This is a genomic window from Halalkalibacter sp. APA_J-10(15) (genome assembly GCF_023017105.1).
Lineage (GTDB): Bacteria > Bacillota > Bacilli > Bacillales > Bacillaceae_D > Halalkalibacter.
The window spans coordinates 279,545-298,602 of sequence record NZ_JALKEV010000004.1 but is presented as its reverse complement, the minus strand read 5'-3'; the positions used below and the strand labels follow the sequence as shown (position 1 = coordinate 298,602).

The window sequence follows — 19,058 nt, the reverse complement described above, 5'->3', positions numbered from 1 at the left end:
CCCTGTCCTTTTTTCACTTATATTATAGAAAAAAACTGATTACCTGTCTTTATTTTGAAGAGAAGCAACATTCCTTTTTCCCACTAGAAAAAGCGGACGGGATGGGAGGGTCGACTCCTGCAGGAGGGAAGGGCAGGTTGAAATCCACCGGCGCAGCCGGTTAGTTCAACGCCCGCCTGCGGAAAGCGTGCCCCCCATCCCGGTAGCGAGATCGGAGGGCCGAACCCTGACTACTAAACAAAAAAGCCTGTCGACAAAGTCGACAGGCTGAGAGCTTAGCTTAATAAGCTAAACTCCTTCTGTTACATATTCATTTTCTTTTGTGGTTGATTGAAGTTGACCATCTTCTTCATAGAAACTCTCATCAAATTTCTGTAGTGTTTCTTCAAACATTTCAATAAACTCGTTTCCGTAAATATGACGAAGAATACTCATAATTTCAGAGAATTCAGGGAATTTACCATACAATCCTTTGATTGGTAAAGCTCCTTGAAAGACACCATACGTATCAGGCTGATAGCATTCCAATGTTTGAAGGAAGAGAGCCTTGCCTTCCTCTGTTAATTGGACATACGTATTTCGTTTATCGTTTTCCTTCTTTGAAAATAGCAGCAAGCCTCTATCTTCTAGTTTTTTCGAAAAATTAAAGGCGGTAGACACGTGCATCACTCCGTACTTCGCAATATCCGAAATCGATGCACCGTCCTGGTGATAGGCAATCCATAAAATATGGTGCTCATTAATATTTAAATCAAATGGTTTAATCCAACTTTGCCAATCTTTCTCTACGGACTTCCACAATGCTTTACTTAATTGTGCAACTTTGTGACTAAAAATAACGGACTGTTTTAAGGAGCTTTCTGCCGACTGTTCCATAATCCTCCCCCTAACGAATAGATCTCTTCCTCCAAAATAGAACCTAGCTTCTTATTTATCTCTATCACAATATAACTTCCTTATATTATGACAAGGTTCATAGAAAAAGAAAAGGTAAATATGTGTTTATTTCAAACTTTTCGAAAATTTAATTTGTTCTTGCAAGTTCAGCTTAGTCACAATCTTTCAAGTTATTTACTTGCTGTTGCAAACTATTAATATCGTTTTTCAATCGTTCTAGTGATGGTTCGATATCCTGACGATAGTTCTCGATGATTTCTTTTGATTCATGGGCTAATTCTTGGCCTTGTTCTTTTGTAATGTGAATGGTTTGTTTTAATTTGGCTGTTGTGTCAGAGCATTGTTGCTTTAGTTGCTGAAAAGATCCTTTTCCGGCTTTTAATCGTTTGGCGTATCGTGCTTGTAATTCCTTACCGGACGTCGGTGTGATGAATAGTGTGATACCACTTGCAATAAGTGAACCAGCAATTAGACCGATTGATAAAGACTTCACGTTCATTCTATCCCTCCTTCTATTTTCTGAACGTCTTTCGCCTATAGTCTATTTCCTTTCCACCCTTCATATACATAGGTAAGGAGGGAAAACAGATGGAGGCGCTGACGTTATTGTTTGTTTCAATTTTTCTATTAACAACCTATAGTCTTATATACATAAGTATTCGACTTATAAAGGAAAAGAAAAAGGAAAGTAAGAAGGTTTTCTATCGTTCATTTAGTTACATTGTGATAACATTTTTTATTAGTGGTTGTATGGTTATTTATTGTTTACTTATGTTATAAAAGGAGGTATCTTATTGGAGATGTTCACTCCTATAAGATACCTAGCATGTACTTTATGACTTTTCTTGGAATGACTTCATGAAGTCACGAAGCTTTTCACATGCTTCAACTGGAACAGCGTTATACGTTGAAGCGCGACAGCCGCCAACAGAACGGTGACCATTTAAACCGACAAAACCTAGTTCCTTTGCTTCTGCTAAGAAGGCTTTATTGTGTTCCTCGCTAGGAAGGTTGAAGGTAATATTCATATTCGAACGTGCTTCTTCAGCATGACCTCTATAAAAACCATTGCTTTCATCGATTGCATCGTATATAAGCTTTGCTTTAGCTACGTTTCGTTTCTCGAGTATCTCGACGCCACCTTGCTCTTTCACCCATCTTAGAACTTGGTTTAGCACATAGATGGAAAAAGACGGTGGTGTGTTATAAAGAGAATTCGCATTAGAGTGAGTTTTGTACTGAAGCATAGTTGGTACATGCGAAACATCTGCTTCTAATAAGTCTTCGCGGACAATCGCAACTGTTACACCAGATGGTCCAAGGTTCTTCTGAGCACCTGCATAAATAATTCCAAATTGATCGACATTAAGCGAACGTGAAAGGATATCACTAGACATATCAGCAATTAACGGGGCATGAGTGATCGTTGGGAATTCATGCCATTGCGTGCCGAAAATCGTATTATTAGATGTAAGATGAACATAAGCATCATTTTCGTTATATTGCAATGATTGAATGTCAGGAATTGAGCGAAACTGATTCTCTTTTGCTGAACCACCGATAAACGTTTCGCCAATTAATTTAGCTTCTTTTATCGCTTTCTCTGACCATGAGCCTGTTATAATGTAATTTCCAATTTTCCCTTCAATTAAAAACTGTAATGGAATCATAGCAAATTGTAGACTTGCTCCACCTTGAAGCAAGAGAATTTGATAGTTATCAGGAATGTTTAATAGCTCCTTCAAATGATCAATTGCTTCTTGATGAACAGCCTCATACTCTTTACTTCTATGGCTTAATTCCATCACGGACATACCTGTATTGGAGAAATTTGTTAGTTCCTGCTGAGCACGCTCAAGAACTTCCTTAGGTAATGCTGAAGGACCAGCATTAAAATTGTAAACAGCTTCCATGTTTTCATCCATCTCCTTTTTCCCTTAGCTTAAATATGATAGTACGTCATTAACCTTATCCTATCATAAAAAGAGTGAAATATGTTTTGTGTTTTTTGTATTTTCCGAAAGTTTCATAAAAAAAATGTGCAAACGTTAGCTTTTTATAAAAGTGGAAATGGCTTTTGCAGCTTGCTGTAATTCATTTTGTGTATATTCAGAGCTATGGTCTTTCCATACAGCTCCGTAGCCATCTCCTTTTCCAAAACGGGGGATTAAGTGAATGTGATAATGGAAAACGGTTTGTCCTGCTTTTTCACCGTTGTTGTTAATCATATTCATTCCTATTGGATTTAGAGCATGCTTTAAACCGTTAGCGATTTTAGGGACAACGGAGAAAAGGTGACTAGCGATGTTAGTTGGTAACTCAAATACATCTTTGTAATGTTCTTTTGGAATGATCAACGTATGTCCTTTCGTTACTTGGCTAATGTCTAAAAAGGCGTAGACGTGATCATCTTCATACAATTTGTAAGAAGGAATATCTCCTCTTATTATTTTGCAGAAAATACAATTTGGATCGTGCGTCATTGTGATCATCCTTCCATATTTTTCTTTCACTATACCGACTTAAAGACGCTGTTGCAAGTGAAGCTTCACAGGATTGCTATACTTGTCTGCTACTTGAAATGATATACTGAAGGAAAGAGTTCGTAGAGGTGATAGAATGAAGAAGATATTTATTGGATTCGCATTGGCGTTCTTATTATTAGGGTGTACTGATGGAGAAGAAACAGAGAAGGCTTCTCCTCATAACGGTCATCAAATAAATGGAGATTTGCGTGAAGAAACAGCAGCAGAGGAATTACCACAATTTTTAGATCATTATTCAGACACGATTGCAGATATATACAGTCGAGCCGTTCATTATGAGGATGTACTCGTTCATATTCCTTGCTATTGTGGGTGCGGAGAGTTCGTCGGTCATCGACATACTTACGATTGCTTCATTTATGAGCGCGAAGAAGAATCAGTTGTTTGGGACGACCATGGAGCAAAATGTGGAGTGTGCTTAGAAATTGCTCACATGTCAATGGTATTAACAGATCAAGGTTTGTCTGTTGATGAGATTCGTCAAATTGTGGATGACGTGTATCAACAAGGATATCCTGAGCCGACACCTACACCTGTTTTATAGAAAGGGTTAAATAAGTAAGCCAAAAGATGCGTGATCTTTCGGCTTACTTTCTATATAAACCTGTTCAAAAAGCATCAAAAAAATATGGCGATAGCTTCGTTCGCTACGCGTCTTGTGGCGAGGAAACCACTCACTACAAGATTTTAAAAGATATAGCGACTACACTACTTGCTTAGAGGTCAAGTCGAAAGAGCAAAAGCTTTGTCAAGATAGTAGAGAATATATGTCCATTTTTGGTAATATAGAAGGGAAGGAGTGGTGACGCTATGTCAAAAGGGTTGCAAATTCAAGATTTAACAGGAGGGTACCACCCACGAAAGCCTGTTTTACATCATATTTCATTTTCAGTAGAGCCTGCTGAAATGGTTGGATTAATTGGATTGAATGGGGCTGGGAAGAGCACGACTATTAAGCATATTCTGGGTTTATTACAAGCAGATCAAGGGACAATTCATGTGAATGGAATGACTTTACAAGATGATTTACATACATATCGTCGTTCACTTGCTTATATTCCAGAAACGCCAATTTTATACGATGAACTGACGCTGTGGGAGCATTTAGAAGTGACAGCACTTGCTTACGATCTTGAAATGGATACGTTTGAAGAACGTGCGAATACATTATTAACTGAATTTCGAATGGAAAAGATGAGACACTGGTTTCCTAGTCACTTTTCAAAAGGAATGCGCCAAAAAGTGATGATCATGAGTGCTTTTTTAGTTGAACCACCTGTTTACATCGTAGACGAGCCGATCGTTGGACTTGATCCAATTGGCATTCAATCGTTTTTAACCTGGTTAGATACGATGAAAACCAAAGGGGCTGCGGTCTTAATGTCGACTCACATTCTGGCGACAGCAGAACGTTATTGTGACCGGTTTGTTATGTTACATGAAGGGAAAGTGTTACTTGAAGGTACTTTACAGCAAATGCAAGAGCAAACAGGGATGAAGAATGCAACGTTGGATGATATTTATATCGAAATGACGAAGGAAGAACGCGTATGAAAGATGGATTAACTTTGTGGCGAGAAAGGCTGACTGTTTACTGGAATGAAGCGATTCGTTATTTACGTTTAATCGGAAACAGTGGCTTTCTATTTACAGTATACTTTCTCATTATTATTGGAAGTTATTATTATAGCCTCTTTTTAGATTGGCTTCCAGCGGACTTCCCGGCAATATGGGTGTATGTTCTCGTGTTTGGGCATTTACTCACTAGAAGTGGTGTACGTACTTTTGTAAAGCCTGGTGATCTAGTGTTTCTATTACCATATGAATCACAGCTATCTGGTTACTTTCAAGCTTGTAAATGGTATTCATATGCCATTCAAAGTGTATTCGTTCTAGTTGCATTTGTTCTGTTATCCCCTTTATATATGAATTATTCTAGTTATGCAGGTCCTATTATTTATATAATAGGTATGCTAATTATCGTAAAAGGTTGGAATGTCTTAACAAGCTTTGAGGAGCAGAGGTTCCAACATGCAATAGAACGTCATTCTCATTTTGCTTTACGTGGAGTTATTAATGTTGCTTTTATTTACTTGCTTTTCTCAGGAGCTGATTTGGTTTTAATACTTGCATTACTAGCGTTAATGGCGATCCTTTACTGTTTTTATTTTGCTAAAATAGCGAACAAACAAACGATTAAGTGGGAGCATTTATTAGATGTTGAGCGTGGAATGGTGACCTTTTTCTATCGAATTGCCAATGCTTTTACGGATGTTCCTCAATTGAAAAATAAAGTCCGTGAACGTCGTTATTTACAATGGTTCTTACATTCGATTAAACCGAGTCCGTCTGTCTACCACTATTTATTTACTCGAACTTTTCTACGCGCAAATGATTATGCGGGTATTTATATTCGGTTAGTTGTTATTCTTGCGATCATATTGGCTGTCTTACCAACTGGCTGGTTACAACTGGCGATTATGCTGTTATTTATGCATATGATTACAACGCAATTGTCAACGATTTGGTATCATTATGATACGAGCCTATGGGTAGATCTCTATCCCATTGAACAATCTGTTAAGAGACAGGCGTTAACGCAACTTTGCTTTCGCTTATTATTAGGGGCAACAGCCGCTCAAGTATTCATTCTATTACTTACATCAGAGTGGCTGATTACGGTTACGGCCCTACTGATCGGTGTGTTCTATAGCTATATGGGTAGTCATACACTCATTCATAAAAGGAGAAAGTCGTAAAGGAGGGACACGCTGTGTATGAAGAAACGGTTTACGAAGAACTTGATCGATGGAAACGAAAACTGACGAAGCGTCAATCAATGATGGGGCGTTATACAAAAGGTTTACAGGCTAAGGTTAATGGGTTAATCCCAGAAAAGGTGCATACATTTGTGACCACAAGTATAAAAAATATGACACATGCTACGTTAATTGGGTCAGAGTACACAACGAAAATAGAACCTAAACAAGGGTTGAGTCTTTCTGAACGTGATAAAAGTTTCAAGGAAATTCTCACTTCGTATAAACGAACCGCGGCACTTGAAGGGGCTGGTACAGGAGCTGGGGGCATTATACTTGGTATGGTTGATTTTCCCCTGTTATTAAGTATTAAAATGAAATTTTTGTTTGATACAGCTTCAACTTATGGCTATGATGTTCGGGATTATCGTGAGCGGTTATTCGTCCTATATTTATTTCAACTCGCATTTGCTCGTGAAGAAAAACGACCTGCGTTACTTGAGCGGATTGAGAATTGGGAAGAAGAAAAAGAGAAATTACCTTCAAAGGATGTCTATTTGGCAGAAGTTGATTGGAAGTCATTTCAACTAGATTATCGCGATTATATTGATTTACCTAAGATGCTACAGCTTATCCCTGGATTTGGAGCCATTGTTGGAGCAACTGCTAATTATCGCTTTTTAGAGATTTTAGGTGAAACAGCGATGAATGGTTATCGGATCAGATTGTTAAAGGATAAGAAAGAATCCAGAGGGAAACCGTAAAAAGTGAGGAGCTTTTTACGGTTTTTGTACTTATATATGGTTATTTTAGAGTGGGTATATAAACTCATTTCATATGATTATATAATGAAGTCTATATAAACTGGTCATGATGATTCTAAGTTCAACATAGAGGGAGATTGTTCTTATGACATTTGATAAGGAAGATCGGGTGCGCATGGATTCTCGTTTGAGAAAGGAAGAACTTATAGATGTATTACGTAACGTTCATGATGCTATTTTTGTTATTGCATTAAACAAGGAATTAAAAATAGAAGGTTTTGTAGAAGTAAATGAAGCAGCTTGTAAGCTGTTGAAGTATAGTCGTAAGGAGCTATTATCCTTGTCACCATTAGAGATTATTGATCCTAGTGCTTTGCATTTTGTTTATAAAGAACTTAAAGATATTCGAAAAGGAGAGCCAATTACGATTGAGTCTATGCATATAACAAAAGAAGGGGAACGAATTCCAGTTGTAGTGAGTCATCGTATAATTAAAATGGCAGGAGGCCATAGTTTCATCATGTGCACTGTTCGAGATTATAGGAAGCCAGGAGAAACGCAACGACTGTTAGATAAAACGATAAAACAATTTGATTCATTGTTCTACTATAATCCAGATATTATCTTTTCGTTAGATGAGAATGGAGCGTTTACGAATCTTAATCCTACTGGTGAGTTTATTTTGAAGTATAAGTTGAGTGAATTAATAGGTACGTCTTATGAAACAGTTATAACTCCTGATAAGCGAGAAGAAACGATAGACGCCTTTCAGAAAAACATTCAAGGTCAAACGATGAAATTTGAAAGTGCAATTATGAGTAAGTTTGACCAAAGGATTGATTTAAGTGTTACATCCGTTCCGATTATTTTAAACGAACTAGTCATAGGTGTTATTGCTATTGCAAGAGATGTCACTCTTCAAAATAGGACGAAAAGGCTTTTGGAGGAAAGTGAACAACGATATAAATCATTATTTGAATTTAATGTAGATGCAATCTTAACATTTGATTTAGAGGGACGGTTCCTACAAGTAAATAAGGCAACTGAACGCTTAACCGGCTATTTGGCTGATGAGCTATTAGAAATGTCTTTTTTACCGCTTATTGTACCAGAGGAAAGGGAAAGGACTCTTCATCATTTTAGTAAAGCATTGGAAGGAACTCCACATCAATATGAAACGTCTATTTACAATAAAAAAGGGGAAAGAGTGTACTTCCATATTACGATCATTCCAATTTATATTGATCAAAAGCTGACTGGCATTCATTGCATTGGTAAGAACATAACTGAAAAGAAAAAAATAGAAGAAAAATTGAATCACTTAGCATTCCATGATGCGTTAACAAAGCTACCGAATCAACGCTTGTTTCGTTTGAACGGTGACCAAGCTCTTAAAGAAGCAAAAGAAAATAGTGAAATGGTCGCTGTTTGTTTTTTGGATTTAGATCGCTTTAAATTCATTAATGATAATTTAGGTCATGAAATAGGAGATCTTTTATTAAAAAAAGTATCGAATCGATTAAGCAAAGTGTTAAAGGATATAGGAAAGGCTTTTCGTTATGGTGGTGACGAATTTATCCTTTTATTGAAGAATACGAGTGAGGAAGAGGTCATTTCTGCTGCGAAGAATGTGATCGAGACTATTTCTAAGCCTGTTAATTTAAATGGGGTTGAAGCCGTTGTTACGGCTAGTATGGGCATAAGTTTTTTTCCTCATCATGGAGAGGACATTCTTGCTTTAATTAAAAAGTCTGACAACGCGATGTACCATGCAAAAAGGCAAGGGAAAAACCATTTTCAAATTTATGGGAATCATGTTAGAGGTATGACGAACAACAATTTAAAGCTGGAGACTTTATTGTACAAAGCACTAGAACGGCAAGAATTTCTGTTACTTTTCCAACCTCAAATTGCTGTGAAAACAAATGAGTTGTATGGGGTTGAAGCACTTATTAGATGGCATAACGATGAATTAGGAATTGTTTCACCTCATGAATTTATACCGATAGCCGAGGAGACGGGGCTTATCGTACCAATCGGAGAATGGGTGATCAGAACCGCTTGTAAGCAAAATAAAGAGTGGCAGCAAAAAGGGTTATCCCCGATTGTCGTATCTGTGAACCTGTCTATTCGTCAATTTTATCAATCAGACTTAATTGAAAAAATAGATGCTATTTTAAAGGAAACACAGTTAGATCCATGCTTTCTTGAATTGGAAATTACTGAATCGATGGCGATGCATGCCGATACGGCAATCGTCATTCTCAAAGAATTAAAGAAATTAGGTGTGAAGATTGCAATCGATGACTTTGGAACAGGATTCAGTTCGTTAAACTATTTAAAACGATTTCCTATTGATCATTTAAAGGTAGATCAATCTTTTGTGAAAGATATACAAGTAGATGATGATCGGGATATTATCACTACTATCATTGCTTTAGGCCATAATCTAAAGATGAAGGTTATTGCGGAAGGAGTTGAAACGAAAGAACAAGTGGCATTTCTAAAAAAATCCAAGTGTGACATCCTTCAAGGATATTATTACAGTAAGCCACTTGATTCCAAATTGATTGAAGGAGTGCTTTTCCATCAATCGTAAAACAAACGTAAGGCTGATGACGTAATCTGTTCGTTAAAGTTGCTTAATGGATATGTTTCAATTTAGTTAGATTCCAAATGGGACAAACCTGGCTAAATAGGCCGAGATCGTACTGTATTGTCCGGTGAATAATAGAACTCCTAATATGACCATAATAACACCACTCCCTTTTTGAATTTTAGGGAGCCATTTGTTTAAGCGGCGTACTTTATCAAGTGATTTTGACCAAATAAGAGAGACGAGGAGAAATGGAACTCCAAGACCAATCGAATAGACGAATAACATAAAAACTCCTGTCATCATTGTTTCTGAACTGCTTGCAAGAAGAAGAATCGATGAAAGGACAAGTCCTATACATGGTGACCAGCCTGTACCAAACAAAAAGCCAATTAAAATCGAGTTAGCAAAGCTCTTTGATTTCCTTGGTTTTACATTTAACCGTTTCTCACTCATAAGCATACGAATTGATATGATTCCCATCATTTGTAACCCAAATACTGCAATAATAATCCCACCGAGCTGTTCAATCAATTGACGATTCCCTGAATAGAGCTGTCCAATGAACGTTGATGATAGACCAAGCATTAAAAAAATCGTTGTAAATCCGATAATGAAGCCGATACTACGTGAAAAAATAAAACGTCGATCTACTTGAATTTGATTATCTGTAACTGAAGTACCAGTTAATTGAGCTAAGTAAGCTGGTACGAGTGGGAAAATACATGGTGATAAAAAAGATATAATTCCAGCAAAAAAAGCGAGCCAGATTGAAACTTCCATTATGAAACCTCCTCATTTATACAACGAACGTTCATTTAAATGTATTCTAAAACAAATCGATTTTATAAATCAAATAATTAAAAAGCTGATATTTATTATTAGGAGTATGGGAACTTTCCACGAGATATTCGTGTGGAATACTTATAGCTCAGTCTATTATATCGCAATTATTCATTAAAAATAGGATGATCCATGAAAGTTCACGGAAAGGACAAGAGACTGAGTGTTCTCTCAGTCTAAAGTCTGAGAGAAAAACAATCTTGAGAGTGGCTACAGTAAATCGAGTGTCCTGTATGATAAGAGTAGATTCAAGAAGGAGGACATAGCAATGAAAATAACAGGAAAAGTGTTTGTCGGTTTTTTACTTATTTTTATTGGAGCAAGTATGCTACTAAGCTTGATTGGAATACATCTTGGAGGATTGCTAGGACTTGCAATTGGAGCTGCTCTGTTGTATTGGGGGTACTGCCGCTACCAAGAGCATGGACGCTGGTCATTATCTAGCATTATTCTGGTTGTTCTGGGAATAAGCTTTTTATTCGGAGGCATAGGAGGTGTCATTAGTTTATTAATTGGTGGGTTTTTAGTTTATGTTGGTTATCAATTTATGACAAAAAATGATATGAATAAGGACGAGGAAGCGGAAGAGGAAAGCTTGGATTACTCGAAATCAACATATGATTCATTAGATGAAGAAATCGATCGCTTATTAGAAAAGAAATAGTAGGAGGATGCTAAAGATGGATATGACAAAGCGAGTTCAGCAATTTTTTAAGGCTTATGTAAATGAAGGGTTAGAAAAGATGGAAGATCCTGTTATAATGGTGAAGCAATATATGCGAGATGTGAATGTAGAAATAAAACGAATGACACAATTAATTAAAAAGAAGCAAGAGCTTTCTGAAACGTTAAGAAAGGATGCTGAGCAGTTGAAGGAAACAATTGCGAAGCGAGAAAAGCAAGCGAAAATCGCCTTAGAAAATGAGGATGAGGAACTAGCAAAAAAGCTATTAAACAACAAGCATGATGCGTATGAGCAGAAAAATCGTTATGATGCTTTATTTGAGCGTAATGAGGAGCAGCTTGTTGAACAAAAGGCTGAATTAGAGCAGTTACTTGTGAAGTATCAAAAGCTAAAGGAACGTAAGCTTGATCTGTTATTACGAATGGAAGCAGTTGAATCAAAACGCCATGTTGAACAGTTGGAGAAGCAAGGCATCCGTCGCTCGCAAATACAGGAAGATCCATTTGAACGATGGGAAGAGAGAATAACGGAAATGGAACGACACCAAGGGAAGACGCATAAGCACGAAACCTTTCAGGTAAATCAATTAGTAATGGATGAGTTAAAGCAATTAAAGGCTAAATTAAACGAACAGAGATTATGAGTACAGTCGTGTGGGGATTGGAGTATTTTTCTTTCCTTCCCTCACGACTTTATCGCATGTAAGAATAGCCGCTGCGCGGTTTTCTTAAGTGAATGGGGGACTTATCATGAAATCTTTATTGGGGATCGCTTTAATTATCTTTGGTGTAATCATCGTTGTGTCTGCTGTTTGGCCAGCGTGGTCAACAATGAACAAGGATGAGGTAGGGGACTATTTACAGGAATCCACGGATCAATTGAATCAGGTGAAGCTTTCTGGTGTGTCAGTGGATTGGGAAATTGAAGAGTCAGATAGCTCATATATTGAAGTTGAGTTAGTAAATAAGCATAATAGTACGAATATGTATTCTTCTGTGCAAAATGGTGCATTAACAGTAGAGGTTAAACGAGAACAACGCTTTGCCTTTCTATCATTTGATTTTTCTTTTCAGCAAGAGCAAGCAATTGCTAGAATTCCAGCAGATTATATGGATTCTATTGAAGTTCATTCTGTCTCAGGTGACATACTCATGCGTGAATCGTCAAGCGTAAATTCTATTGTTCTAAAAACGGTATCAGGTGATATAAAGGCTGATTCTCTTACTATTGACTCGGAAGCGGATTTCAAAACGACCTCTGGCGATATTTTAATAGAGAGTATATTGGCAGAAGAAGTGAAGGCTGAGACAGTTTCAGGAGACATTGGTATCCTAACTATTCAGGGAGCTCTAGTTGCCAAGACGACTTCAGGAGATATTCAGGCAGAATTTCAGAATGAGCATAAGGAAGCGGCACTACGAACGATTTCAGGCGATGTACTTGTAGACTTGGCCAATGCGAATGCAGATTTATCATTAAAGACGACCTCTGGCGATTTAATGGTTGTACCGAGTTTGTCAAATCAGCAGCTTTCCAATCGTAAAATTTCTGGTAAGATTGGTGAGGGGGAATATCCAGTCTCGGTTACTACGACCTCCGGAGATATTGTAATTAAATAAATTGTTGGAAAGGAGCGGTTCTCATGAAGAAACAAACATTAATTGGAATTATTATTGCCATTATCGGATTAAATCTTCTGTTTAATTCCTTTCATCTTTCAATTGGTTCTTTAATTGGACCGCTCATTTTTATATTGTTGGCGATATTTTTTTACCAAAAGGGTCATCGCTTCTTAAGTTTGCTATTTTTTATCATTTTTTTAACAGTTGTGTTTGATTTCATTTTTTCTATCAATTTCTTTTCCCTTTTCATTGCAGGTGTGGCAATTTATTTTGGGATTCGTTTATTGCGCTCTAACAACAATGGTAATCAAGAAAACATTTACGAAACAAAATGGGAAACGGATGAAAATGATCAGAAGGAAATAGAACCACGACAGGAGCATAGCGCTTATCATGATGATGCGCCACTTATTCGTAGAAGTATTATTGGTGAGATTGATTATCGTGAATCATTCGAACTAAGAGATATGACAGTGTGGAACGGTATAGGAGAAGTTCGTCTAGATTTATCAAGGGCTATTATACCAGAAGGTGAGACGGTTGTTATTGTTCAAGGGTTGATTGGCGAAGTTCAGATTTATATTCCTGACGACCTAGCTGTTTCAGTGCAAGCTTCCACGATCCTAGGGGAAGTAGCTGTTCTTCATGAGCGGCATAGCGGTATTAATCCGAACTTAAGTATTACAACGAAAGGATATAAAGAATCCTCTCGACGTGTCAAGCTCATATTGTCAACCTCGATTGGGGAAGTGAAGGTGCGTTCACTATGAGAAAACGGCTTGCGCGTATTCAATGGCAGTTCATTCGACATAATTTAGTTGCGATGTTTCTTATTTCATTTTTCCTTATTTTTATGATTACGTATGAAAGCAGCCGTGGTTTTCTATTGTTAATTGATTATTCACTTGCAGGTATTCCAGTGTTAGTATTGTGTATTGCCGTTATTATTATGACAGGAATTGTAAGTGGCTATCTTCAAGCATTACCGATGCGGAGAAGAATGGATCAACTTGTGCATGCTGCCGCGAAATATGAGAGGGGAACTTTTGCTTACCGAACAGAAATAAGTGGTGAAGATGAAGTGTCAGAGCTAGCTGATCGTATGAACAGAATGGCGGCTCATATTGAGGAGCAAGTAGCATCTTTGCAACGTTTATCAGCCGAACGAGCTCGTATGCAGGATTCAATGAAGAAAGCCGCTGTTACGGAGGAAAGGCAGCGATTAGCACGGGAGTTACATGATGCTGTTAGTCAGCAATTATTTGCGATTTCCATGATGACTGCAGCGATTAAACAAAGCCTTGAGGAAAAAGAGGATTCTTCTGTTGAGCAAGTGAAGGTAGTGGAGAAAATGGCTAATACGGCACAGGCTGAAATGAGGGCATTATTGCTTCATTTGCGTCCTGCTCATTTAGAAGGAAAGAGTCTTCATGAGGGAGTTGAGCAGCTTCTTACTGAGTTAAAGCAAAAATATCAAATACGAATTCAAGTGAAAATAGCAGACGGTTTATTGATGCCAAAAGGAATAGAAGATCAATTGTTTCGTATGGTTCAGGAAGCGATTTCGAATGTTCTTAGGCATGCAAAAGCATCACAGCTCGAATTTGATTTGAAACAAACGGATAAAGAAGTCAAATTAAAGTTAATTGATAACGGTGTTGGCTTCTCTGAGAAGGACGTTCAGCAGAGCTCTTATGGTTTGCAAACAATGAAAGAACGAATGAATGAAATTGGTGGTACATTACATATCGTTTCCGTACCGAATAAAGGAACACAAATAGAGGCAAACATTCCAGTCACATGGAGGGACGAACAATGATTCGAGTCGTATTAGTTGATGATCACGAAATGGTACGTATGGGACTGTCCGCTTTTTTATCAACACAAGCTGATATTGAAGTTGTCGGAGAGGCTAGCAATGGCCAACTAGGAGTTGATTTAGTATTAAACAAAAAGCCTGACGTTGTATTAATGGATCTAGTAATGGAAACGATGGATGGAATAACAGCCACATCAGCCATTACAGAAAAGCTGCCAAATGTTAAAGTGATTGTTTTGACAAGCTTTATTGATGATGAAAAAGTATATCCTGTTATTGAAGCTGGAGCATTTAGCTATTTGTTAAAGACCTCCTCTGCCAATGAAATAGCAACGGCGATAAGAAGTGCAGCTAAGGGAGAAGCAATTGTAGAGGCTCAAGTAACGAATAAAATGATGCAAAGGATGCGAAGTGCGAAGGAGAAACCCCTTCACGACAGCTTAACGAGACGTGAGCATGAGGTGTTGCTGCTCATAGGTGAAGGAAAGAGCAATCAGGAGATTGCTGATACGCTTTTTATCGGGATAAAAACCGTGAAGACACATGTAAGCCATATTCTTCAGAAACTAATGCTTGAAGATCGGACGCAAATTGCTGTATATGCTCATCGATTTGGGTTAGTTGAATAAATTAAGATATAGATGTTACGAATCATTCTATGGAGTAGACTAGTGTTATCCTCTTTAGGATGGATTCATATGTTAATTGAATTGTTTTTATGGGTATTCGTATGGATCTTGGTGTACATAGCTAATATTAAAAAAGGAAGGTGTAAAGAGCTACATTCATGCAGACCTCATTATTTACACCATCTTCGCAAGTAACAGGTCTCATTGCGGAATATATTATTCAGTATTTATCTCAAGTGTTTCTGAGGCATCTTTCAAAGTACAAACGTTATGAAGGTATAATTAAATAGTTGATAGGCTTGAGTATACTCACTTTTATGTGAGTATTTTTTAGCGTGAAAGAGATGTAGCGATTTGAAGATTCCATCGACATTTTATGATAAAATTTGCATAAAGCTAAAGCTGATGATTCGCATTATTAAATAATAATCGTTATGATAAAAAGAAACATATGTACGTTAAAGGGGGTGTATACATGACAATGAAAAAGCGGATAGTTCTCTGGTTTGGAGGCTCTATCACACTTATATTATTAGCTTTTATTATATATCTTACTTTTCTATTAACTGGCCAATATGTCATTGATGAAGAGAAGCTCGTTATGAAATCAACGACATCATTAGTCGATCAAAATGGCGAATTAATTACTCAATTATATCGTGAAAATAGAGAACCAATCTCAATAATAGATGTACCAGAATATGTTCGAGATGCCTTTGTGGCCATAGAAGATGTCCGCTATTATGAGCATCAAGGGTTTGATATGAGAGCAATTGGCCGTGCCTTGTATCGAGATATTGCAGCAGGTGCAAAGGGTGAAGGTGGTAGCACGATTACACAGCAACTTGCCAAAAATGTCTTTTTGTCAAATGAGAAATCATGGTTAAGAAAGACACAGGAAGTTTCAATTGCGATGAATTTAGAGAGACGGTATAGCAAAGATGAGATACTAGAGATGTATTTAAATCAAATTTATTTTGGGCACGGTGTGTATGGTATTCAAGCAGCAGCCACACTTTACTTTAATAAAAATGTTTCAGAATTAACGGTGGATGAAGGAGCGTTGTTAGCAGGCTTACCGAAAGCTCCTAATGCCTATTCACCACTTGTTGATATTGAGCGTAGTAAAGAGCGTCGTGACCTTGTATTATCTGTTATGCAACAAAATGGGTTCTTATCAGCTGATGAGGCTGTTCGTCTGAAAGGAAGAACTGTCGCGGTTGCCGAGCGCAAGGATCTTAATCTCGACCCATATTTTACGTATATCGATATGGTCATGAATGAAGCGGAAGAGCGTTATCAGCTGACAAATGAAGAGCTTCTAACTGGAGGTTATACGATCGTCGTCCCGATGGATGAGCAATTATTAATCGATGCTTATACAAAACTACAAGCTGATCACTATTTTCCTTCTGAAGACGCTCATGCTGAAGCGGCATTTGTCCTAATTGATCATCAAACAGGTGGCGTACTAGCAGCTCATGGTGGTCGTGAGTATGTAAGGAAAGGATTGAATCGTGTTGATGTTAAACGTCAGCCAGGATCGTCCATTAAGCCGATTGCTGTCTTTGCTCCAGCAATGATGAATGGGTATGAGCCTTATTCACTATTAAAGGATGAGCGAATCGATTATGATGGGTACTCTCCGAGAAATTATCATGATCACTATCAAGGTGAAATCTCTCTTTATGAAGCAATCATACAATCGACAAACGCGCCGGCGGTTTGGTTACTTGATCAAATAGGATTGGACGATTCGATAGCACTACTCAATGACGTTCAAATTGAAATTGAGGATCGAGGGTTAGCAATAGCTTTAGGTGGATTAAGTGAAGGTGTATCTCCGCTTGAATTGGCGGCTGCTTATCAAATCTTTGCGAATGGTGGTTATTATGTGAAGCCGTCTTTTATTTCAGAAATTTACTCGCGTGATGGAGAGAAATTAGGTGAAGCAAGTCAGGAAAAACGAGCAGTTGTAAATCGACAGCTAGCCTGGGATATGACAAGGATGCTTGAATCTGTTGTTCAGGAGGGGACAGCAGCTGTTGGAAATACTCAGTGGTCTTTAGCAGGAAAGACAGGTACGACATCCTTTCCTGATGTTCAGGGTGCTACTCGCGATGCATGGTTTGTTGGATACACTCCGAAAGCGGTCGGAGCAGTGTGGATGGGGTATGATGTAACGACAACTGATCAATACTTCAATGGTGGTAGTCAGTATCCTACGGTATTGTTTAAGGATATTATTAGTGAACACAGAAGTGAGAATAGCTTACTTACATTTAATAAGCCGATCAATGTTAATGAATTAGAACGACCTATAAGAATGCCTACTTCTCTTGAATTGCAAGCTTCCAAGGCGTTTGGTGGCCGAGCCCCATTTAGTGTACGATTAAATTGGACTGAAACGGAAGATGGGCGGGTACAGTATACGATCTATGAAATAAATGAAGAGAGTAAGGAAGAGGTTGCGACTGTTATGGGTATTCATGAATATACATTGCCCATCTATAATCCATTTATAACAAAGACCTATCAAGTTGTATCGTACAATTATCAAACAGAGCAATCAGGTGAAGCTTCTAATTTGGTTGAAGCAACCTTTCAGTTTGGATTTCATTAGATATGGGCGTCGGCTTCGCTCGTTACACGCATTTCTGAAAGTACCCCATTTTCAGAAATGCTCATACCACTGTAACGGTTACGCGCGACGTTATTAAGAAAAGGCGCTATTGCGTATTTCTTAGGCGATTTTTTGACATTGTGTTGGAATGTGTATACAGCTAACAGTTGGGTGATTATAGTAGAAGTAGTAATTAAAAGAACGGATGAATAGGTGAAGGAGTGGCGAAATGACACAATCTAATTTTAATGACGCGTTTTTAAAGGCATGCCGAGGCGAGGTGCATGATCATGTACCTGTTTGGTATATGAGGCAAGCAGGACGGTCACAGCCAGAATATCGAGCATTGAAAGAAAAATATTCTTTATTTGAAATTACTCATGATCCTGAGATATGTGCATATGTGACGAAATTGCCGGTCGATCAATATAACAATGATGCTGCAATCTTATACAAAGATATTATGACACCACTTCCGGCCATTGGAGTCGATGTTGATATTAAGTCAGGCATTGGTCCGGTTATTGACAACCCAATTCGTTCTATAACCGATGTGGAACGATTAGGTTTCATACGTCCTGAAGAAGATGTACCTTACGTATTAGATACGATTAAGCTTTTAAGAAAACAGCTTTCTGTACCATTAATTAGCTTTGGAGGAGCCCCCTTTACTCTTGCGAGCTATATGATTGAAGGAGGGCCTTCGAAAAATTACAATAAAACAAAAGCTTTTATGTATGCTGAACCTAATGCGTGGCATCTACTCATGGACAAGCTTGGAGAAATGACGATTACATATGTGAAGTCACAAATTGCTGCTGGTGCGCAAGCGATTCAAATTTTTGATTCGTGGGTTGGAACCCTTAATGTGGCAGATTATTGTACATACGTAAAGCCAGTTATGACGAAAATTTTCACCGCTTTAAAAGAGGAGGGTGTTCCACTCATTATGTTTGGAGTCGGCGCGAGTCACCTCATTCATGAGTGGAACGAACTACCTTTAGATGTCGTTGGTCTTGATTGGCGACTATCGATTCAAGAGGCACGGGGGTTAGGCGTAACAAAATCCGTTCAAGGTAACTTAGATCCAGCGATTTTATTAGCGCCTTGGAATGTAATTGAAGAGCGAACGAAAGCAATTTTAGATGAAGGAATGCAAACACCAAACTTTATTTTCAATTTAGGACATGGTGTATTTCCTGATGTTAACCCAGATACGTTAAGAAAATTAACTGCATTTGTTCATGAATATACAACGACGAAATAGGAGGATAT

19 protein-coding genes are annotated in these 19,058 nt (G+C 37.9%); 14 read left to right on the top strand and 5 right to left on the bottom strand.

Translation table 11 applies throughout. The features are described from left to right. Positions 1–288: 288 nt before the first annotated feature. Positions 289–876, bottom strand: a complete 588-nt coding sequence (locus MW695_RS07225; RefSeq protein WP_247104499.1) for an HTH-type transcriptional regulator Hpr — start codon at positions 874–876, stop codon at positions 289–291. 172 nt (positions 877–1,048) lie between these two features. Continuing rightward, complete coding sequence (locus tag MW695_RS07220) at positions 1,049–1,396, bottom strand: YtxH domain-containing protein (RefSeq protein ID WP_247104497.1); 348 nt, start codon at positions 1,394–1,396, stop codon at positions 1,049–1,051. Between the two features lie 89 nt (positions 1,397–1,485). On the opposite strand from MW695_RS07220, the gene MW695_RS07215 reads away from it, so the two are divergent. Further along, positions 1,486–1,677 carry a hypothetical protein gene (locus MW695_RS07215; protein ID WP_247104496.1) on the top strand — a complete coding sequence of 64 codons (192 nt, stop codon included), beginning with the start codon at positions 1,486–1,488 and terminating at the stop codon, positions 1,675–1,677. A gap of 53 nt (positions 1,678–1,730) precedes the next feature. Here MW695_RS07215 and serC read toward each other — a convergent pair whose 3' ends face one another. Together serC and MW695_RS07205 are read right to left on the bottom strand one after the other, a co-directional pair. Continuing rightward, the gene (gene serC / locus MW695_RS07210; protein ID WP_247104517.1) at positions 1,731–2,810 is read right to left on the bottom strand and encodes a 3-phosphoserine/phosphohydroxythreonine transaminase; all 1,080 of its coding nucleotides are present in this window, start codon (positions 2,808–2,810) and stop codon (positions 1,731–1,733) included. A 135-nt stretch (positions 2,811–2,945) separates the two neighbouring features. Then, positions 2,946–3,380, bottom strand: coding sequence for an HIT family protein (locus MW695_RS07205; protein ID WP_247104494.1), 435 nt, complete (start codon positions 3,378–3,380; stop codon positions 2,946–2,948). A gap of 136 nt (positions 3,381–3,516) precedes the next feature. Between MW695_RS07205 and MW695_RS07200 the strand changes: the two genes are divergently transcribed. The 5 genes from MW695_RS07200 (at position 3,517) to MW695_RS07180 (ending at position 9,565) form a co-directional block, all read left to right on the top strand. After that, complete coding sequence (locus tag MW695_RS07200) at positions 3,517–3,987, top strand: PCYCGC domain-containing protein (protein WP_247104493.1); 471 nt, start codon at positions 3,517–3,519, stop codon at positions 3,985–3,987. Between the two features lie 266 nt (positions 3,988–4,253). Further along, positions 4,254–4,997 carry an ABC transporter ATP-binding protein gene (locus tag MW695_RS07195; RefSeq protein ID WP_247104492.1) on the top strand — a complete coding sequence of 248 codons (744 nt, stop codon included), beginning with the start codon at positions 4,254–4,256 and terminating at the stop codon, positions 4,995–4,997. Beyond that, on the top strand, positions 4,994–6,202 hold the full coding sequence (locus MW695_RS07190) for an ABC transporter permease (RefSeq protein WP_247104491.1): 1,209 nt from the start codon (positions 4,994–4,996) through the stop codon (positions 6,200–6,202). Before MW695_RS07195 ends, MW695_RS07190 begins: the two co-directional genes overlap by 4 nt. A gap of 14 nt (positions 6,203–6,216) precedes the next feature. Next, a complete protein-coding gene (locus tag MW695_RS07185; RefSeq protein ID WP_247104490.1) occupies positions 6,217–6,966 on the top strand; it encodes an EcsC family protein in 750 nt (249 codons plus the stop codon). 145 nt (positions 6,967–7,111) lie between these two features. Then, positions 7,112–9,565, top strand: a complete 2,454-nt coding sequence (locus tag MW695_RS07180) for a bifunctional diguanylate cyclase/phosphodiesterase (RefSeq protein ID WP_247104489.1) — start codon at positions 7,112–7,114, stop codon at positions 9,563–9,565. Between the two features lie 66 nt (positions 9,566–9,631). Here MW695_RS07180 and MW695_RS07175 read toward each other — a convergent pair whose 3' ends face one another. Further along, a complete protein-coding gene (locus tag MW695_RS07175) occupies positions 9,632–10,348 on the bottom strand; it encodes a cytochrome c biogenesis CcdA family protein (protein ID WP_247104516.1) in 717 nt (238 codons plus the stop codon). Positions 10,349–10,673: 325 nt separating this feature from the next. On the opposite strand from MW695_RS07175, the gene MW695_RS07170 reads away from it, so the two are divergent. The 8 genes from MW695_RS07170 (at position 10,674) to hemE (ending at position 19,050) form a co-directional block, all read left to right on the top strand. Beyond that, a complete protein-coding gene (locus tag MW695_RS07170; RefSeq protein WP_247104488.1) occupies positions 10,674–11,069 on the top strand; it encodes a 5-bromo-4-chloroindolyl phosphate hydrolysis family protein in 396 nt (131 codons plus the stop codon). Between the two features lie 16 nt (positions 11,070–11,085). Next, positions 11,086–11,733 carry a PspA/IM30 family protein gene (locus MW695_RS07165; RefSeq protein ID WP_247104487.1) on the top strand — a complete coding sequence of 216 codons (648 nt, stop codon included), beginning with the start codon at positions 11,086–11,088 and terminating at the stop codon, positions 11,731–11,733. Between the two features lie 106 nt (positions 11,734–11,839). Beyond that, positions 11,840–12,709, top strand: coding sequence for a DUF4097 family beta strand repeat-containing protein (locus MW695_RS07160; RefSeq protein ID WP_247104485.1), 870 nt, complete (start codon positions 11,840–11,842; stop codon positions 12,707–12,709). Between the two features lie 23 nt (positions 12,710–12,732). Then, positions 12,733–13,482, top strand: coding sequence for a cell wall-active antibiotics response protein LiaF (liaF, locus tag MW695_RS07155; RefSeq protein WP_247104483.1), 750 nt, complete (start codon positions 12,733–12,735; stop codon positions 13,480–13,482). Next, a complete protein-coding gene (locus MW695_RS07150) occupies positions 13,479–14,531 on the top strand; it encodes a HAMP domain-containing sensor histidine kinase (RefSeq protein WP_247104482.1) in 1,053 nt (350 codons plus the stop codon). The genes liaF and MW695_RS07150 overlap by 4 nt, the downstream gene beginning before the upstream one ends. Continuing rightward, on the top strand, positions 14,528–15,160 hold the full coding sequence (locus tag MW695_RS07145) for a response regulator transcription factor (protein ID WP_247104481.1): 633 nt from the start codon (positions 14,528–14,530) through the stop codon (positions 15,158–15,160). Before MW695_RS07150 ends, MW695_RS07145 begins: the two co-directional genes overlap by 4 nt. Before the next feature lie 475 nt (positions 15,161–15,635). Further along, positions 15,636–17,783 carry a transglycosylase domain-containing protein gene (locus tag MW695_RS07140; RefSeq protein ID WP_483299849.1) on the top strand — a complete coding sequence of 716 codons (2,148 nt, stop codon included), beginning with the start codon at positions 15,636–15,638 and terminating at the stop codon, positions 17,781–17,783. 229 nt (positions 17,784–18,012) lie between these two features. Further along, positions 18,013–19,050 carry a uroporphyrinogen decarboxylase gene (gene hemE / locus MW695_RS07135; protein ID WP_247104480.1) on the top strand — a complete coding sequence of 346 codons (1,038 nt, stop codon included), beginning with the start codon at positions 18,013–18,015 and terminating at the stop codon, positions 19,048–19,050. Positions 19,051–19,058: the final 8 nt, after the last annotated feature.

What these genes read in the sequence shown, in the direction of transcription:
- MW695_RS07225 (WP_247104499.1), bottom strand. Translation starts at nt 876, where the DNA reads ATGGAACAGTCGGCAGAAAGCTCCTTAAAACAGTCCGTTATTTTTAGT.
- MW695_RS07220 (WP_247104497.1), bottom strand. Translation starts at nt 1,396, where the DNA reads ATGAACGTGAAGTCTTTATCAATCGGTCTAATTGCTGGTTCACTTATT.
- MW695_RS07215 (WP_247104496.1), top strand. Translation starts at nt 1,486, where the DNA reads ATGGAGGCGCTGACGTTATTGTTTGTTTCAATTTTTCTATTAACAACC.
- serC (WP_247104517.1), bottom strand. Translation starts at nt 2,810, where the DNA reads ATGGAAGCTGTTTACAATTTTAATGCTGGTCCTTCAGCATTACCTAAG.
- MW695_RS07205 (WP_247104494.1), bottom strand. Translation starts at nt 3,380, where the DNA reads ATGACGCACGATCCAAATTGTATTTTCTGCAAAATAATAAGAGGAGAT.
- MW695_RS07200 (WP_247104493.1), top strand. Translation starts at nt 3,517, where the DNA reads ATGAAGAAGATATTTATTGGATTCGCATTGGCGTTCTTATTATTAGGG.
- MW695_RS07195 (WP_247104492.1), top strand. Translation starts at nt 4,254, where the DNA reads ATGTCAAAAGGGTTGCAAATTCAAGATTTAACAGGAGGGTACCACCCA.
- MW695_RS07190 (WP_247104491.1), top strand. Translation starts at nt 4,994, where the DNA reads ATGAAAGATGGATTAACTTTGTGGCGAGAAAGGCTGACTGTTTACTGG.
- MW695_RS07180 (WP_247104489.1), top strand. Translation starts at nt 7,112, where the DNA reads ATGACATTTGATAAGGAAGATCGGGTGCGCATGGATTCTCGTTTGAGA.
- MW695_RS07170 (WP_247104488.1), top strand. Translation starts at nt 10,674, where the DNA reads ATGAAAATAACAGGAAAAGTGTTTGTCGGTTTTTTACTTATTTTTATT.
- MW695_RS07165 (WP_247104487.1), top strand. Translation starts at nt 11,086, where the DNA reads ATGGATATGACAAAGCGAGTTCAGCAATTTTTTAAGGCTTATGTAAAT.
- MW695_RS07160 (WP_247104485.1), top strand. Translation starts at nt 11,840, where the DNA reads ATGAAATCTTTATTGGGGATCGCTTTAATTATCTTTGGTGTAATCATC.
- liaF (WP_247104483.1), top strand. Translation starts at nt 12,733, where the DNA reads ATGAAGAAACAAACATTAATTGGAATTATTATTGCCATTATCGGATTA.
- MW695_RS07150 (WP_247104482.1), top strand. Translation starts at nt 13,479, where the DNA reads ATGAGAAAACGGCTTGCGCGTATTCAATGGCAGTTCATTCGACATAAT.
- MW695_RS07145 (WP_247104481.1), top strand. Translation starts at nt 14,528, where the DNA reads ATGATTCGAGTCGTATTAGTTGATGATCACGAAATGGTACGTATGGGA.
- MW695_RS07140 (WP_483299849.1), top strand. Translation starts at nt 15,636, where the DNA reads ATGACAATGAAAAAGCGGATAGTTCTCTGGTTTGGAGGCTCTATCACA.
- hemE (WP_247104480.1), top strand. Translation starts at nt 18,013, where the DNA reads ATGACACAATCTAATTTTAATGACGCGTTTTTAAAGGCATGCCGAGGC.